Annotated in this window: 15 protein-coding genes and 3 pseudogenes; 4 read left to right on the top strand and 14 right to left on the bottom strand. The window is 57.2% G+C overall.

Annotated elements, in window-relative coordinates; all coding sequences use genetic code 11:
- Positions 1-84 precede the first annotated feature (84 nt).
- The 3 genes and pseudogenes from H4V98_RS20420 to H4V98_RS20410 all read right to left on the bottom strand — a co-directional run.
- Positions 85-286 (bottom strand): annotated as a pseudogene (locus H4V98_RS20420) (aldehyde dehydrogenase family protein); the annotation flags it as partial.
- 7 nt (positions 287-293) lie between these two features.
- The gene (locus H4V98_RS20415; protein ID WP_280757924.1) at positions 294-1601 is read right to left on the bottom strand and encodes an IS4 family transposase; all 1308 of its coding nucleotides are present in this window, start codon (positions 1599-1601) and stop codon (positions 294-296) included.
- Between the two features lie 89 nt (positions 1602-1690).
- Positions 1691-1969, bottom strand: a pseudogene (locus H4V98_RS20410) (aldehyde dehydrogenase family protein); the annotation flags it as partial.
- A gap of 265 nt (positions 1970-2234) precedes the next feature.
- Between H4V98_RS20410 and H4V98_RS20405 the strand changes: the two are divergent.
- Entirely contained in the window at positions 2235-2453 is a 219-nt protein-coding gene (locus H4V98_RS20405) for a hypothetical protein (protein WP_348535239.1), read from the top strand.
- Between the two features lie 4 nt (positions 2454-2457).
- On the top strand, positions 2458-2751 hold the full coding sequence (locus tag H4V98_RS20400) for a type II toxin-antitoxin system RelE/ParE family toxin (RefSeq protein ID WP_196864765.1): 294 nt from the start codon (positions 2458-2460) through the stop codon (positions 2749-2751).
- Between the two features lie 337 nt (positions 2752-3088).
- Here H4V98_RS20400 and H4V98_RS20395 read toward each other — a convergent pair whose 3' ends face one another.
- From H4V98_RS20395 to H4V98_RS20360, 8 genes are all read right to left on the bottom strand, one after another.
- Positions 3089-3679, bottom strand: coding sequence for a cytochrome c (locus tag H4V98_RS20395; RefSeq protein WP_196864766.1), 591 nt, complete (start codon positions 3677-3679; stop codon positions 3089-3091).
- Positions 3663-4961, bottom strand: a complete 1299-nt coding sequence (gene soxC / locus H4V98_RS20390) for a sulfite dehydrogenase (RefSeq protein WP_196864767.1) — start codon at positions 4959-4961, stop codon at positions 3663-3665. The genes H4V98_RS20395 and soxC overlap by 17 nt, the downstream gene beginning before the upstream one ends.
- 111 nt (positions 4962-5072) lie before the next feature.
- Positions 5073-6287, bottom strand: a complete 1215-nt coding sequence (locus H4V98_RS20385) for an ABC transporter substrate-binding protein (protein WP_196864768.1) — start codon at positions 6285-6287, stop codon at positions 5073-5075.
- Positions 6288-6346: 59 nt separating this feature from the next.
- Positions 6347-7342 (bottom strand): MDR family oxidoreductase, encoded by a 996-nt coding sequence (locus H4V98_RS20380; RefSeq protein ID WP_196864769.1) that lies wholly within the window; start codon positions 7340-7342, stop codon positions 6347-6349.
- A 33-nt stretch (positions 7343-7375) separates the two neighbouring features.
- Positions 7376-8026: a TetR/AcrR family transcriptional regulator gene (locus tag H4V98_RS20375; protein WP_231374889.1), complete on the bottom strand. Its 651-nt coding sequence runs from the start codon at positions 8024-8026 to the stop codon at positions 7376-7378.
- A gap of 75 nt (positions 8027-8101) precedes the next feature.
- On the bottom strand, positions 8102-9304 hold the full coding sequence (locus H4V98_RS20370; RefSeq protein ID WP_280757919.1) for an MFS transporter: 1203 nt from the start codon (positions 9302-9304) through the stop codon (positions 8102-8104).
- Positions 9301-10125 (bottom strand): enoyl-CoA hydratase/isomerase family protein, encoded by an 825-nt coding sequence (locus tag H4V98_RS20365; protein WP_196864771.1) that lies wholly within the window; start codon positions 10123-10125, stop codon positions 9301-9303. Before H4V98_RS20365 ends, H4V98_RS20370 begins: the two co-directional genes overlap by 4 nt.
- 54 nt (positions 10126-10179) lie before the next feature.
- On the bottom strand, positions 10180-11658 hold the full coding sequence (locus H4V98_RS20360; RefSeq protein ID WP_196864772.1) for a class I adenylate-forming enzyme family protein: 1479 nt from the start codon (positions 11656-11658) through the stop codon (positions 10180-10182).
- A gap of 245 nt (positions 11659-11903) precedes the next feature.
- Between H4V98_RS20360 and H4V98_RS20355 the strand changes: the two are divergent.
- A pseudogene (locus tag H4V98_RS20355) lies at positions 11904-12679 on the top strand (IS6 family transposase).
- Between the two features lie 184 nt (positions 12680-12863).
- On the opposite strand, the gene H4V98_RS20350 reads toward H4V98_RS20355, so the two are convergent.
- A complete protein-coding gene (locus H4V98_RS20350; protein ID WP_196864774.1) occupies positions 12864-13205 on the bottom strand; it encodes a thioredoxin family protein in 342 nt (113 codons plus the stop codon).
- A gap of 436 nt (positions 13206-13641) precedes the next feature.
- Here H4V98_RS20350 and H4V98_RS20345 point away from each other — a divergent pair, with 436 nt between their 5' ends.
- Entirely contained in the window at positions 13642-14994 is a 1353-nt protein-coding gene (locus H4V98_RS20345; RefSeq protein ID WP_196864775.1) for a PxKF domain-containing protein, read from the top strand.
- Between the two features lie 599 nt (positions 14995-15593).
- Here the strand turns inward: H4V98_RS20345 and H4V98_RS20340 are convergent.
- Both H4V98_RS20340 and H4V98_RS20335 read right to left on the bottom strand, forming a co-directional pair.
- Positions 15594-16280, bottom strand: coding sequence for a transposase (locus H4V98_RS20340; RefSeq protein WP_280757918.1), 687 nt, complete (start codon positions 16278-16280; stop codon positions 15594-15596).
- The gene (locus tag H4V98_RS20335; RefSeq protein ID WP_280757185.1) at positions 16219-16845 is read right to left on the bottom strand and encodes a plasmid pRiA4b ORF-3 family protein; all 627 of its coding nucleotides are present in this window, start codon (positions 16843-16845) and stop codon (positions 16219-16221) included. The genes H4V98_RS20340 and H4V98_RS20335 overlap by 62 nt, the downstream gene beginning before the upstream one ends.
- Positions 16846-16856 lie beyond the last annotated feature (11 nt).

The following is a 16856-nucleotide window of genomic DNA, read 5'->3' as shown; positions in this document are numbered from 1 at the left end:
GTCCATGCGGTCATTCTCAAGCATCGCTTGCTGCGCCCCCCAAAAACCCTCTCGTCAGCATGAACGGTTTCGACATGGACATACTCAGACGTTCATCACCGCCACTGAACGCACATTGAGATAGGCCTCCAGCGCTTCGGATCCGCCTTCGGAGCCGTAGCCCGAGTCCTTGATGCCGCCGAACGGCATCTCGGCCAAAGGCATAGCGGGCATGTTGATCCACAGCATGCCGACTTCGACGCGCCAGCAGATTTGCGTTTTTCAACGAGCGCGTGAAGGCATAGCCCATTTCGTTATACACAAGTCCCCTGAGCCTGAAGCTCGCGTGAGAACCTGATGCCGGCGGCAAAGTCCAAAATGCGCTGCATGCCCAACCAGATGGTTTTCACGCCCGGCTCACCATCACCCGTGCGCGCTAGAAAGCCACCGAGTCTGGCAACCAAGCGCACCACCTCGTTGAGCGTGGGCGGCTTGCTTGGCAGCTTCTGCTTGTTCAGGATGTAGGCGGCTTTCCACTCATCGGGCTCGAACATCAACTGGGCATCCAGGTCCGGGCAACTTCGCCCCAGCCGCATCAGCCGGGCGATACGCCAGGCCACCACCATGTACAGCACCAGCGCGCGCTCAATCTTCTCGATGCTTCCCAGTTGCAGCGCCTCGATGCGGCAGCCGTTCTTCAGGACATGAAAGAACATCTCGATTTCCCAGCGGGCCCGGTACCAGTCAATCATGCGCGCGGCCTGCTCCAGGCTCTGCACCGGTAGATTGGTCAGCAGCCGCCACTCGACAGGCTTGTCGCCTGCGGCAGGCTGCATTTCCTTGGCCACGATGCAACTGGCCTGCATAAAGCGGCCTTTGCCATCGGGCAGTTCGAGCATTTGCGCCCACACCTGCTGGACCACTTCACGGGCGCGCTGGCCCTTGCGCGAGGCCATTACAAAGCGTATTTCGCCCAGAGGCTCGCTTTGCAACACAGAGATCCAGAGTTTGTCGCCGCTGGACATGGTGCGGTTGTGTTGGGAGCGCAGCAGCCAGTCCACAGGCGTGCCCAGCGCGCACGCGCGCCGCATCAACTCCATGATGTCGGCCTCGCGGTCAGCCAGGTACACCAACCGGGTGCCGGACAACTCGGCGGCCATTTCGGCCAGCCGCTCGTAACCTTCCACCCAGCGCACACTCTCCTTAATGCCGGGGCGGCTGCCGTCCTTGTTTTTGGGTTCGCGTGCCCACATCCACGCGTCGAGCACGCCCAGCGGTTCGCGCGAAGTCGACACGGCGTAGGTCGGATGCGCGTACATGCCGCGCTGCGCTTCATAGCTCAGCGGCCCCAGGCCGCTGGCCTCCTGCCCGTTGAAGTCCAGCTCGGTCGTGTCCTGAATGCACAGCACCACCTCGTGCCCGGCCATGCGCGTCTTGGCGCAGTCCGTGTGCGCGCCCAAAATCGCACGCCAATCGACTTCCTCGTTGCCGAAGAACCGGTACGCCGCCATGGTGTCGGCCCAGTCCCCGCAGGCTTGCGGCACGCTCGCCATGGGCTGGGCGCTCAAGCGCTCCACCAGCCGGATGGCCCGCTTGTTGCGCCGCTCATCGCCCAAGTCTATCGTCTCAAATTCAGTGCCTGCCCAGCCCATCGTTTTCCTTCAAATCTTTCTTGGGGGGGAATTTTGCCGGAGTTGTGTATAACGAAATGGGCATAGCCGGCCAGGCCGAAAGGCAGACGGTTTGCCTCGAGGATGGCTTCATCGAGCGTGTTGAAGCTCTGAATGGCGGCCACCGGGCCAAAGGGTTCGTCGTTGAGTATCCTGGCGCCCTGCGGTACGTCGGCCAGTACGGTAGGCTGCCAGAAATTGCCCGACTCGCCGATGCGCATGCCACCGGCCAGCAGCGTAGCGCCACGCTCGACCGCATCCTGGGTAAACTCGGCCATCGCCGTGATTCTGCGCGCGTTGGCCAGCGGCCCCATCAGGGTGTCAACGCCAGTTTTTCGAGCCTTTTTGCTTCACCCACTTGGTGACTCCTGCAAATTCGTTGAAACTGGCTCCCAGTCTAGCTTGCAGCCGGGTTACTTGGCTTCAACTGCCGGAAATGGGATAAATCAGTCTGGAAAGAGAAAGGCGCATGTCATGCCGTTGGCAACTTCACGTACACCATGGCAAGCCAGAGGTTTGTCATCGTGACGGGTTGCAAAAAGTTGCTTTTTATGCCATATTAGCCCGTCAAACAAGGAGATGAAGATGGCGGTGGCTTTGAAATTGTCTGATGAATTGGTGCAGGACGCCAAAGCCGTTGCGGCCGCTGAACACCGCTCGGTGCCCAAGCAAATCGAGTATTGGGCCCGCATCGGAAAAGCCGTGCTGGAAAATCCGGAACTGCCGCTGCGATTGATCCAGGACACGATGCTCTCGCTTGAAGAGGCCAAAGCAGGCCGGGTTTCAGCGTATACGTTCGGTTAGTCCGGTGGCATTGGCTGTTGTCGCGACGCCGTCGTTTGCCCGCATTGCCAAGAAGCTTCACGCCAGAGAAAAGAAGGTCCTGGACCAGGCGGTCAAAAGCGTTGCCGATGATCCGGCGCTCGGCGAAGAAAAAAAGGGTGACCTGTCGGGTGTTTTTGTCTATAAATTCAAGCTCAACCAGCAAGAGACGCTGCTGGCGTACAGCTTGAAGCCTGACAAGCACTCGCCTGACGAAGTGGTGCTGCTCGCTGTGGGGCCGCATGAAAACTTCTACGCGCAACTCAAGCGATCGAGTTGATTGCGATGCGATCCACAACCGCTCAAAAGTCCAACGGGCTCCCATCTTCAAACTCGTCGTGCCGAGTTGTCGTCCGGGGTTCGGGCGGGTCTGTCGGTTTGCGCTCGATCGCCCTGCGCTTGCGCGTGACTTGGTAGGCGGTGAGCACCTAGCTGGCCACCAGATCGAGTGCCGGCCGGGCCATGCCTTCGCGGTCCGTTCAGGCCTTGGGCGTGAGTCTGCCGTTCAGAGCCACCGCTTCGAGGAGTGCGACGCTGTGCATCGGTATCGCCGCATCGGAAACAAAGCGTTGTTGATGTGCGAATGAACCCGGCGGCACGTGAGCCCTCTAGCTTGCTCAGTTCGAGTGCGGCGCCTTGGAAGCGGGTACGAAACTTTCCGGCCGGTGATCCGCGACGAAGCCATTTCGGTTCGGCATCTGCACCTGGGGCAGCGTGCGGGCGTCGAGCGTGACATCGGGACCGACGATCTTCGCCTCCGAGAGGATGTAGGCCGAGATGGCATAAACCTCGTCGTTGCTCAGACTGCCTGGCGTGTACAGAGGCATTGCACGCTTGACGTAGTCGAACAGCGTAGTCGCATACGGCCAGTAGCTCTCGATCGTCTTCACGGGCGCCTTCTTGGCGTCGCTGTTGACCAGGCTGCCGCGACCACCGATGAGCTTGTCTCCGATACCGCCCTGCAACTTGTCGCCGTGGCAGGCCACGCACTGTGCCTCGTAGATCGCTTTTCCCTGCACGACCGAGCCCGATCCAGGCGGCAGGCCGCGCCCATCGGGCAGCGGTGAGACAAAGTTCTTCAATTCGTCGGCGGTCGCAGTGCTGCCGATGCCGAATCCGTCGGCGGCGTCGTTACTCGCCGCGAAGCACGAACTGGTGAGTAGACAGAAGGCGGCGAAACGAAGTCCGCGCTCAATAGTGGTGGACATTGGAGACCTTTCCGTCGTTCGCGACCTGCCAGCTCTGAATGGCATTCAAGTGATAGATGGAGCCGGTTGGACCATTCAGCGCACCGCCGCGCGCGGCAATCACCTGCCCGAGTGTGGGTTGCACGTAGCCCATGTCGTCAGTGCAGCGGCTTTGCAGGATGGCCGCTTTGCCGTCCCACCGCCAAGGCAATCGAAAGCGCGTGTGGCAAATGGGCAGAAAAGGGCCCTGCAGCGCTGCCGTCTTCCAGGTCGCGCCGCCGTTGGTCGAGACCTCTACCTTCTTGATTGCCCCGCGACCGGACCACGCTAATCCAGTGATCTCCTGAAAGCCCGGACCATCGAGTTGCATTTCGCCGGAGGGCGAAGTGATGACGGACTTGGCATCCATCTCGAACGAAAACTGCACCGCCTTGCCGTTGGGCATCAGGTCGGTGTACTTGGAGGTCTCCTCGCGCGTCATGAAGGGCGTGTCGGAGACTTCGATGCGGCGCAGCCACTTGATGTGGGTGTTGCCTTCGTAGCCCGGAACGATCAACCGAAGCGGATAGCCCTGCTCGGGCCGCAGCGCTTCTCCGTTCTGGCCGTAAGCCACCAGACAGTCCTTCAGCGCCTTGGCCATCGGGATGCTGCGTGTCATTACCGAGGCGTCGCCGCCTTCGGCCAGCAGCCATTTAGCATCGGTGCGAAGACCCGCTTCGCGCAGCACCGTGGCCAGAGGCACGCCGGTCCATTCGGAGCACGAGGTGAGGCCATGCGTTCCCTGCACCGTCTTCAGTGTCGGCTTGGACCATTCGGTCAGGCCGTTGCCCGAGCACTCGATGAACATGATGCGCGACAGCGACGGGAAGCGCCGGATGTCGGCCATCGTAAACTTGCGTGGCTGCTTGACCATGCCATGCACGTACAGCATGTGCTTGGCCGGGTCGATCACCGCAGTGCCGCCGTGGCTGCGCTCGAAGTGAAGGCCCGAAGGCGTGATGATGCCGATGCTGTTCTGCAACGGCGTCAAGGTCCACGACGACTGCGGTGTCGCAGTCTTGAAACGTGTGCGCACTTCAGTCTCAAACTGCGAGCGCGAGCCATAGCTGGAGTCCTCCAGCGGATAGCCCTGGATCTTGGTCGCATCGGCTGGCACCTCGCGTTCAACCGCGCTCAGCGGCGCCGCTGCGCGCGCGGTACCTGCGGCACCGACGATGGCTGCCGTGCCGTTGATCAAAAAGCGTCTTCGGAGGCTGCGCATGCGCTCGGCATCGGCAGTGGCTGCAGGGGTTCGATTTTCCATCAAATTGTCTCCTCTTCGGTCGTGAATCGGTCTGTGGCCAGGTGCATGGGGTGCGCTTGTCGTCGCCCCAGTGCCTGTATCGTCAACGTCCGGTGCTCAGGGCGCCAACCCTCATTTCCACAATGAACACTTCGACTCAGACTTCGTCGCAAAAGCCTGATCGCCTGGTACTATTGTGATCAACTTGTAGTAATCCCACGGATACTTTGACTCGCTGGGGTCCTTGACTTGCATCAAGAACATGTCGTGGACCATGCGGCCATCGGCTCGGATAGTTCCGTTTGTAGCGAACATATCGTTGATCTTCGTTGACTTCATTTTGGCCATGACTTTGTCGCCGTCGGTAGAGCCAACTGCCTTCACGGCTTTCAGATAAGTCATAGTGGCCGAGTAGTCCGCAGCCTGCGTTGACGAGGGTTCCTTATTCATTTTCTGAAAATAACGTTTGGACCATTCTCGCGTCTCGGGGGTGCGATCCCAATACCAGGCGTCGGCCAGATACATACCCTTTGTGGCGTTCAAACCCAACGCATGTACGTCGGTGATGAACATCAGCAGGCCTGCCAGTTTCATGGTTTTTGTGATGCCGAATTCGTTGGCTGCTTTGATGGCGTTGACCGTATCACCTCCTGAGTTCGCCAAGCCAAGAATCTTGGCTTTTGAGCTCTGCGCCTGAAGTAGGAAAGATGCGAAGTCTGAGGTGTTCAGTGGATGTTTGACACTGCCTAAAACCTTTCCTCCGTTGGCTTTGACTACATCAGACGCGTCCTTTTCAAGAGAGGCGCCAAAGGCATAATCGGCAGCGAGGAAGTACCAGGAGTCACCGCCCTGCTTGACGATCGCTGAACCCGCGACCTTCGACAGTGCGACCGTGTCGTACGAGTAGTGCACGGTGTACGGCGTGCACTCTTCGTTGGTAAGGCGCGATGTACCTGCGGAAACCACGATGATTGGCTTCTTCTTTTCAGCTGCTACTTTGTTCATCGCCAGTGTCACGCCCGAATTGGTGCCGCCGATCAAGACGTCGACGTTCTGCTGATCAATCCATTCACGGGACTTGGACGCGGCTATATCGGCTTTATTTTGATGATCAGCCACCAACAATTCAATCTTCTTGCCGTTGACCTCACCACCGAAGTCGGCGATAGCCATCTTGATCGCTTCCACGCCGCCAGGACCGTCAATGTCCGAATAGAGTCCGGATATATCGGTGATGAACCCGATGCGGACAACATTGCTGGAGTTTTGTGAGATTGCTGCGCCGCTTCCCGCGAGTGTTACTAAAGAACATGCTACAGCTACCAAACGTTTATGTTTCGTTTTCATAATCTCTGCTTTCTGTTTATTGAACTATTGGCGGGCGATCACGCGTAATCTTGACGACCTTAAGCGTTAACATCAACCACAAAACGCCCACGAACAGTGCCGGCGAGAATATTTTTTGCAATTTCAGGTGCATCGGCCAAATTGACACGTTGTGCAATAGCTGCGATCGCGTTGCGATCCAGATCTTTAGCGAGTCGCGCCCACGCTTGTTTGCGCATACTCTGGGGCGCCATCACGCTATCGATTCCGATGAGCTTCACGCCGCGCAAAATAAAAGGCGCGACAGTGACTGGGAAATCCATTCCCTGAGCGAGGCCGCAGGCGGTCACTGTGCCACCATATCGAGTTGATGCGCATGCGTTGGCGAGTGTGTGCGAGCCGAGCGTATCAATCACACCCGCCCATCGCTCTTTCTGCAAAGGCTTGCCAGCGACGGAAAGTGAATTACGGTCAATAATTTCTTTGGCGCCGAGCGATTCCAAATAGCCGTGCTCCGTTGCCTTACCTGTGGACGCAACGACACGGTAGCCCAGCCCTGTAAGTAACGACACCGCCACCGACCCTACGCCACCGGTAGCACCCGTTACCAGGATCTCACCGTCGTCCGGCTTTAACCCTTGTTGTTCGAGTCCGAGCACGCACAGCATCGCGGTGTAACCTGCCGTGCCAATTGCCATGGCATCAAAGGCTGTTAAGGATTCGGGTAAGCGTACTAACCAGTCTCCTTTGACACGTGCCTTCTGCGCGAGCCCGCCCCAGTGCGATTCACCAACGCCCCAGCCGTTGAGGATGACTTTGTCACCCATTACCCAATTGGGGTCTTCGCTTGCGGTGACGGTACCAGCAAAATCGATTCCGGGAACCATTGGAAATTTTCTGACTACTGGCGATTTTCCTGTAATCGCGAGGCCATCTTTGTAGTTGACCGTTGAGAACGCAACATCGACTGTGACAGCGTTGGACTCAAACACCGGTAGTGCACTGTCATCCAGCTTCTTTACGGATGCTGATGTGATCTTGTCAGTGTTTTGTTCGAGATAAATGGCAGAAAACATAGATTCCTTTAATAAAGTTCAAACATTTAGAAATCAGGTACGTGCACGTTCTGACAGCGTGGGTCGAACTGGTAGGAGCATGTGGTCGAAGAAAAGCATGCTGATATTTTCAAGGGGTTTGGTAGAGCGCTCAAGCTTGGCGCATAGCACCGCACCCTCCCAAGCGCTCCAAAAGAACTGCGCGAGTTGTTGCGAGTCAACCGATGTAGAGATTTCTCCGGCGGCCTTAGCATCGTCGATGCATGAGCTGAAACGATGCTGCCATTCGTTCAGCAACTCAAGAAGACGCACCCTAACGCCGTCTTCCAGGCTAGCCATTTCTTGGCCCAGATTGCCTACCAGGCAGCCGCGTTTGAATTCGAAACGCTGCACAGCATTAGTCGCTTCTTCAGTGAAAGATTTCAGCCGTTTCAGCGGCGTTAGGCTTTCCTCGTTTAACGCGCGATCCAGCTTTTTGGCGAAGTAGGTTTCGTAGTTTTTTATCACTTCAAACACGTACTCCTCCTTAGTGCCGAAGTAGTAGTAGAAAGAACCTTTTGGAACCCCAGCCGTTTGTACGATTTCGTCGAGGCCGGTATTGAAGAAGCCTTTTTGGGTGAATAAAGCTGTTCCAACATCGATAAGCAACTTGCGCTTGATGTCACCTCGGCGCTTTAGCGGTGTTTTTTCTGGAATCTTGTTCATAGTAGAGGCTGTAGTCGTTATTGTTCGTGTTTCGATTGGTGTGCATTGCCGCAATAGTGGTCAGGCGTCATTGGATCAAACAACTCTTGTGGTATTCGCCGGTGGCGCGGAAGGTCTCAAAAGAGTACGCATGCAAATAAGACCGATGACTGGCCCTGGCAGCAAGATCCACGCGATTTTGCTGCCTATCAATGGCTGCGCTGACGTAGCGAGCAGTATCGAAAATGTAGTCAGAAGAAAACCGATACTATTTTGGATAGTCAGAGCGCTGCCCACCAGATCAGGAGGGCAGGCCTTGATTGAAAGCGCCGAGAACTGAGGGGAATCGGCAACCACAGCAAGTCCCCAAATCAGCATGACAGTGATCACAATACCAGACGGCAACTCGTCGAGAAACGGGTAGAGGAAGCAGACCCCTCCTGACGTAATTAAGGCCCACCACGCGACCTTGGCACTACCAAATCTTCGGCTAAGCACTCCCCCTGCGGTGCATCCGATCGTGCCCATCGCGATCACGGCGAAAGCCCACCCCGATATCAACGCTGGTGACGAGGCTCCCTCACGACTTAACACAGGCACCAGCAACACAGGCACCAGCGTCCAGAACGCGTAGAGTTCCCACATGTGCCCGAAGTAACCGAACGCTGATGCACGGAAGTCAGGCACTCGGAAAGCACTAAATACGTGTTGGTGGGTGACGTTTTGTACGCGACTCTTGACTTTTAAGTGTGGACCATCGCCTAGCAGTGCGATCACAACGGCGCCAATCACTGCCAGTGCCGAAGACGTTAGGATGACCCCCTGCCAAGAGATCGCGCCGCCCATCATTCGAATTCCGTGTGGGAGTGCGGTGCCTAGCGTTAGCATGCCAACGAGCAATCCGAGACTCTGGCCCGCGCGCAGCGGATCCCAGCTCACGATTAACTTCATCCCAAGAGGATAGATACCGGCCAGCGTGATGCCTACCGCAAATCGAAACCACATCGCAGAAGGCAGATCGTTACTGGCGAATGCGAATCCTGCGTTGAAGATCGCACCCAGCAAGCTACAAATCGTGAAGATGCGACTCGCTGGAAAGCGGTCAGCGAAACCGGTCAATCCGAACGTCAGCGTACCGATGATGAATCCACCCTGAACAGCATTTGTCAGCCAGCCTAAATCGCCCGTTGAAAGGCCCCAGATGCGCTGCAGGTCGTCAGCTGCGCTATTGGCGCTGAACCAAAGCGACGTACCGCACAGTTGTGCGAGAACAATCCATGCAACGGGAGGAATTTTCACGATTGCCCTTTGGCAAACCGTTCGTCGCGCCATGCAATCGCATTACGCATGCCTCGCTCGCGCGCGATGTCCATGAACGCACGCTTGTCGGGAGAGCCGTGTGATTCGATAGTGTGGTCGATGTCGAGCGCCACCTTTAGCGCTGTCGACATTCCCTGGATCTCGTACGTGCGGTTAAGAGCCTTCTTCGTTTCGGCCACCAGACTTGGGTCCATCAACGCTATGCTGCGTGCAGCGCGCAGCGCCTCTTCAACGTGCGTGCCCAGTGCGACCACACGGCTCACAAGTCCCATGGTGAGCGCATCGTTCGCTGAAATGCGATCGTCGGCCATTAGAATGATGCGCTTGGCTTGCTTGGGACTGGTCATCCATGGAAGCAACATGGTTACGATGCCTGCGCCGAACTTGAGTTCAGGCTCGCCGAAGACTGCGTCTTCGGACGCAATCGTAATATCGCACGCCATTGCCAGTTCAAAGGCACCGGCCAGGCAGGCACCGTGGACCGCAGCGATGGTCGGTTTCGGGCTGTTCCAGAAGCGCATCGTTGTGTTGAAGTCGAGGTCTAGGATTTCGCGCCAAACCTTTGCGCCTTCAGGCTGCTGTTCCATCTGTGCCTTGAGGTCGAATCCTGATGAAAATGCGCGGCCGCTACCGCTGACGATGATGACGCGCACATTGGCATCGGCCTCAGCCTGATCCATCGCGAGGTTGATTTCCTCAAGCGAGGCCTTGTTCAAGGCATTGAGTCTTTCGGGGCGATTAAGGATGATATGCGCGACATGGTCGCTAACGTCTAAAACGATTGATTGGTAGAAAGTCATGGTATTTCAGTCAGGATTGTTTCGGTGATTCAATGCAATTTGGGATGCACACACTCAAAGCTGGATCGGCGCAACTGCGCCCGTGGCGATCGAAGCCTTAAACTGCTCGCGATCCGCCTTTCCCGTACGACCGAGGGGTAGAGCCTCGGCCCGATAATAGAAATCAGGATGCTTGAACCGCTCGAGGTGCATTTCGAGGTGCTTACGCATCGCGTTCAAGCTAAGCGTTGAGCCGCTTCGAGGCACTAACAGCAGATGAATTCGCTGTCCGAGCAGGGGATCGTCGATACCGACCGCCATCGCTGCAGCGACATCCGCATGCGAGCAGATCGATTGTTCGATTTCGACCGGTGTAACCTTATTGCCTGCGCGGCTGATCACTTCCTTCAGCCGCCCCATAAGCTCCACTACCTGGCCGTCCAGTACGCGCCCGAGATCACCAGTCTTAAACCAGCCCTCGCGATAGGCCGCCGTAGTCAGAGCGGAATCGTCGAGATAGCCTTGCATAAGGTATGGACTGCGAATCTGTAGTTCCCCGACTGTTCCTGCGTCGACAGGTTGGTCTTCCGCATCAACGATTCGAAAGCGCACATTCGGCGATGGCCTTCCAATACTCCCGGGGTACCTCGCGTAGTCTGAGGGGAAGGCAAAGAAGTCACATGTTGCTGTTTCGGTCAGCCCGTAAATGTCGATTAGGGCAGTCTTCGAAAAACTTTTTCGGATCGTATTTGCGAGGGAGCGGCCAAGCGACTCTCCGCCGATGAGAATTTGACGTAGGCAACCCTGTTGGGTAACGCGATCAATCGCTGCTTCGTGCCGCGCATCGGAGAACAGCACACGCATCATTGTCGGAACCATTCCTACGCGCGTGATTCGTTCCGTGACAAGAGCGTCGAGGAAAGTGTCGGGCTCGAACTTCGACTGCATTACCAGCAACCCTCCGCGCAATAGAGTTAGGAGGCTGACCCACAGTCCAAAGCTAAAGGTGATGTTGAGGGTTAACAGGGTCCGCTCGCCCAACTTGAAGTTTAGCAAGCTGTCGACCTGCTCCATCTTTCCAAGAAATGCCTCGTGCGTAACCACCACTCCCTTGGGAACCCCGGTCGAACCCGACGTGAAGACGATTAAGGCAGCAGCATCCAACAGCGATCGCTCCGGCGGAGCTTCAGTCGCGATCAGAGTCAGCGGGTTAGCGTCGTCGATCTGCGTCCGAAAATCGACGAGGAACCGCGCATGCGTTCGTTGTTGAAATCCTGCCGCAATTGATGGCGGTGTCGTGCGATGGATCGGAACAGCCACGCCACCCGCAAGCCAAATACCTAGTAAGGCAGCAATATCCAAAGGTTGATTCGAAACGCACAAATGAACAGGCTCATCTTTTGTCATTCCTTTAGCTAAAAGTCTTACAGCGATTCCATGCGCATGGTCGGCTAGCTGTTGGTATGTAAGAGTCATGGAAGCACCAGATACTGCTGTCGCCTGCCCAAATTCCCGGAAGGCCGTGTCGAGGGCCTGACCCAATGCACCGTGCATATAGTTTCCTTTTGTGCTTTGCGAATTTGGATAAAACTTTGATGACGGTGCAATCGGCTGTTTCCAACTGCTCACCCTACTTCTGGAATAACTTTATGAATTACTAGTTGATCGGTCAACTAGTAATTTCCCTAGTATTGAAATTGGTTGTCGCTTACCAAAGCTTTTTGGTTTTGTCGCATTAGCAGTGCTAGCCAATGATGGCGTTATGCTGACAGCCTGAAATTCAATGGTTGGAACGGGGGATGTTGAAGATGAAGGGGATGCGATTTCCGAAGGAAATCATTCCGCTGTGCGTCCGTTGGTACGCAGCGTACCTACTGAGTTACCGCAACCTGGAAGAAATGATGCACGAACGTGGCGTGCATGTTGATCACTCCAGCGTCAGCCGCTGGGCGATCAAGTTTTTGCCATTGCTGGAGAAGGTATTCAGAAAGCACAAGCGGGCAGTTGGCGCCAGTTGGCGCATGGATGAGACCTGCATCTTGGTCAATGGCCAGTTGAAGTACCTGTATCGTGCGGTGGACAAGGGAAGGCGTCACCATCGATTTCCTGCTCTGAGCCAGGCGCGTATGGTGGCAGCGACCCGCTTTTTCGAAAGGCGATGCGCCAAAACTGAGATCCAGAGAAGGTCACGATGGACAAGAGTGGCGCCAACAAGGCGGCCATGGACGGGATCAACCAAAACCGCGACGTGCCGATCGAGGTGCGCTTTGTTGTGGTGATCGAACAGATTCCGGCGCATGCCAAATTTGACAAAGAAGCGCGCGAGCAGCTCCTGGACATTTTTCGCGATGCCGCCGACTACTCGGCAGAACGCAAGCTTCCTTTTCGATGCTTTTATACCTTTGCCGTTGCCCGCAAACCGGCCCCTGCTCCACCAGGCCAAAAAAGCCTCTCCAAACCGATCCTCATGAAAGGCGACGAGCCCATGGCGACCGACAAGCTGTACGACGTTTCACCGCTGGCGCTGCGTATGAGCAGCCCGTTCAATGCGCATTACTGGCGCGTGGAAGCGTAAACAAGAAAATAGCTTATAGATCCCGAGGGCAATATTGCACCGGGGCCCGTGCTGCTTCACAGGCAGCAGCGCTTCGCTTCGGGGATAGAAAGGGTCCATCGTCAGCGCTGGGCTTTTGCGCCGCGCGTGCTTGGCGTTCAATGCTAAGTTGCCAGGGCAGCGGCAGCCAAGCCCTGGCTGCGCATCACTTGGCAGGATCAATCGGATCAATGGCCGCCAGCGCCTGCGCCACGGCATGCCCGTCTGTTGGCCGCACCAAGCGGGCCACTTCCTTCCCATTGGCCAGGAAAATCAGGGTCGGCCACAGCTTGACCTGAAACGACCGGCCCAGCGCCCGGCCGCGGCCATCCTCGACCTTGAGGTGCTGGACCGCAGGGTGGGCAGCCAATGCCTTGGAAACGATGGGCGCGCTGGCCAGGCAGTGACCGCACCAATCGGTGCCAAACTCCAGCAGCGCCGTCCCGCTCAAAGCATCGATCGCGCCCCGTGAGGGCGCATCGCTGGCATAGGCAAAAGCAGAGGTCATGATGGGGGATCCTTCAGTAAAACGAAGTCAGGCGATTCAAACACGCTGCAGCGCCTGGCGTCAAAAATCAATGGCTCACACATTTCGCCCCCGCTGTTTTTTACAGAAAAGAAGTTGCTTTATCCACTTAATTAGGTACGCACTGAACGTAAGACGTGTCACCACTGACGTCTTACGTAACCGCTAGAGCTATCCCTGTACCGAGAACATACGAGGTATTTGGCTCAACCTTTTTGTGTTTTGTCTTTACTAAATAGTACTTTAAGACTGCAGCAATGCTGACAGTGGTGGAGGCTGATGAAGCAGCGCGGAGGTGAACAGTTGTAAATCAAGTGAGTATCTTTTTGAATTTTGCAGGTGTACTGTATCCGTCTCGAATATGACCCCATGACATGGGCTACGACCCTTTCCTCTTAATTCCCCGCTGAAAGACACCATGATTCTGCACATCAAAAAGCATCCAGATTCTTCTGGCACAAGTGGCTTGAACCGGCTATCGCGGCATGGCCGTCGCGCACTCTTGCTGTGCCTTGCACCGCTCTGGGTTGCTACCGTAGCGCCTCATGCATTCGCTCAAACCCTTGCTCCGGGCACTGTCACGGGCTGGGGCTACAACGAGTTTGGGCAGGCATCGCCTCCGGTAGGCCTGGATAACGTAAAAGCGATTTCGGCCAGCTTTCACTCCAGCATGGCACTCAAAACCGATGGCACGATCGTGGCCTGGGGCAAGAACGACTTTGGAGCCATCAACGTTCCGCCGGGCCTGACCAATGTGGTTGCGATTGCACAAGGCAATTACCACGGCCTGGCCCTCCTGGGCGATGGCACGGTAAGGAGTTGGGGTTGGAACTATTTTGGACAGAACAATATTCCGGCAGGTTTGACCGGCGTGACCGCGATTGCGGCCGGCTACGCGCACAACCTGGCCGTTAAAAGCGACGGTACGGTTGTGGCTTGGGGCAACAACGATGAGGGTCAAATCAACGTACCCGCGGGCTTGACCGGCGTGACCGCGGTGTCCGTTGGCGTTCGTAGCAGCTTTGCGCTCAAAAAAGATGGCACGGTTGTAGGTTGGGGATGGGGCTTTGGCCCCCTTCAACAGCTTGGCATTCCGCCGGGCTTGAAAGATGTGCAAGCGATTTCTGCGGGCTGGTATCACGTGATGGCGCTTAAGCGCGATGGTACGGTTGTGGCATGGGGCTCGAACCTCAGTGGGGAGACCGATGTTCCCGCGGGCTTGAAGAACGTGATAGCGATTGCAGCCGGCGCCGCCCCCTCCTTGGCGCTTAAAAGCGATGGCACGGTAGTGGCTTGGGGCAGCAGCTTCCTGGGACCGAATATCGTTCCGCCTGGTTTAGCGGGCGTGACAGCAATTGCAGCCGGCTCACTTCACAGCCTTGCCGCTAACGTATCCATTGCCTCGGCTACTGGCCCCTACACCCTCAGCGGATTTCAGGCCCCGGTCAACAATCCGATGGGGGTCAACATGGGCAAGGCGGGACGCAACTACCCTCTCAAATGGCAGCTCAAGGACAAGGACGGAAAATTTGTCACAACGCTTGACGCCGTGCAGTCGGTAACCTTCAAGGCCGCCCAGTGTGGCTCGTTCACCAGCACCTTGGCCGATGGCATGAAAGCGCAGAACCCGGGCAAAAGCGGGCTGACCTATGACGCGGGAGGCCACCAGTACCACTACAACTGGGCCAGCCCTTCGGCGCCCGGTTGCTACGCCTTGCAGCTGACCTTGAATAGCGGACAGGTGCAGCAGGCCTACTTCAACTTACGGTAGTAGCGCAGCATCTTTTAGCGTTGCGGGGGCAGTGGCCCCTTGCGGGCTACCCGTATCAGTGAATGCCTACGCAATGGCAGCAAGCTAGAAATTGCCCAGCATATGGCCAAACATGAAAGCGTAAGCGCCAGGCCTATATGCCGACGAAACGATCAGATTTCGCTTGACGATGTAGAGCGGATTTTGATCTGAGCTAAGGTTATCGCTAACGTTTGATCCTTTGATCCTTTGATCCTTTGATCCTTTCATCCAGCCAATCATCGAAAACGAATAGCGTTTATCGGCCGCTGCCGCGCTGCAAGCCAGGCTCACTGCTGCTGATCAGCGGCAGATAAACCTGTTGGACTGAACCGCCCCCCTGGACGGTAGCAAGAAAAGGGGGATTGAAAGCTTCGCCGTGCCGGCCGGATCAGTTCAAGAGGGCGCTGGCGCTGCAAACGGGCGAGGTGCAAGGCCGCCGCTCACGCAACACGGCCTCAAATCTGGGATGGCGTGGTCATTTGGGATGGTTCGCGCTGAGATGTGGGAATGCCGCGCACAGTACGGCCGGCAACGCCAGGGCGTGCCATGCAGCGGCAGTGAGGATCCGGGTTCCGTCGTCATGGCGGCCCACGGCCTTGTGGCCACATGGTCGTGGTGCCGGGCGCTGGCAACTGTCTGGCACCTGGCAGTGTCCCGCTAACATGCAGCCGTCCCGCCCCGCAGCACGGGCACAGGTCCACGTCAAACCTGGCCACCCTTGCCATGAAGGCTTTGACCGGCTCAGTAATCTGAGGGTCGATGACTGGCATCTCCAGGGCCAGGCGCGCAGCACCTAGCTTGACCGCCTTGCAGCTCGAAGCGAGCACCCCGTAGTGGCGAATGCGCTTGAGGCCGCTGGGCAGCACATGCTGCAGGACGCGGCGCACGAACTCTACGCCGGGCAGCCGCACGATGCGTTTTCCCCCATGCGCATCGGCGCGGACCTTGAAGGCGACTTCGCTGGGGCCGACCGATGAGATGCGTTCGTTGCTGATGGCCGTGCGGTGCGTGTAGCTGCTCAGGTAATCCAGCACCTGCGCCGGCCCGCCTAACGGTGTTTTGGCATACACGACCCAGTCATGTCGGTAGAGCTGCTGGTACCGCTCGCGCCAGGCAGGCGCTTGGCGCTGCGGGTCGCGTTCGGTCTTTCCGGCCTTGCGCGCGCTTGTAAGGTAAGCGTCCGCCCAGTACCCGTATTGAAACTCAAGACTCTGTGTGGTTGAGCCACTGGTTGATTTGGGCCACGTCGAATGCGGCAGGGTCAAACGGGCGGCCGATCCATTTTTTAAGTTCGTCGTGCTCCGGGTGGGCTGGATCGGCCAATGCCTGCACGAAGTCCTCGTAGCCCGGCGCGCCGCCTACATCCTCAGGCGGACAGGCGTTTTCTCCGGCCAGGCACAACGCCAGCGACAGCGGCGCGTCAAGCGTGACGGTTTTTTCCACCTTGACCTTGTGGCGCCAGTTGTCCCCGAAGTCGTAGACGTAGAGGAACGTCCTGCGCGCGCACAGCGCCTCTTCAAGCGTGACGCTGGCCTCATCGATCACGCCTTCAGGCAAGTCCCAATCCGGCTCCAACGGGCCGTAATTAGCATCGGCAAAGACGAACTCATGCAGATGCCCGCCTTGCCAGCCCGTGCCCCACAGGAGCGCGACATGCAGGCGCGAGAGGTCGATCGTGGTGGGCACCAAGAGGCGGCGCCAGACCTTGGGGTACACCCATTCAAGCTCGACATGGAGTTGGTACGCCCGCAGTTCGCCATTTGCATTGGCTGCGGTTTTGGCCCCGGGTTTCTTCGCGCCTCCTGGCAGTCGGTGCAGCTTGGCAGTCATGTTTGGCTACT

The sequence above is a fragment of the Polaromonas sp. CG_23.6 genome (assembly GCF_029892315.1).
GTDB lineage: Bacteria > Pseudomonadota > Gammaproteobacteria > Burkholderiales > Burkholderiaceae_C > Polaromonas.
Note: the sequence above shows the minus strand (reverse complement) of the source record. Positions and strands in the feature narration are given on the sequence as shown.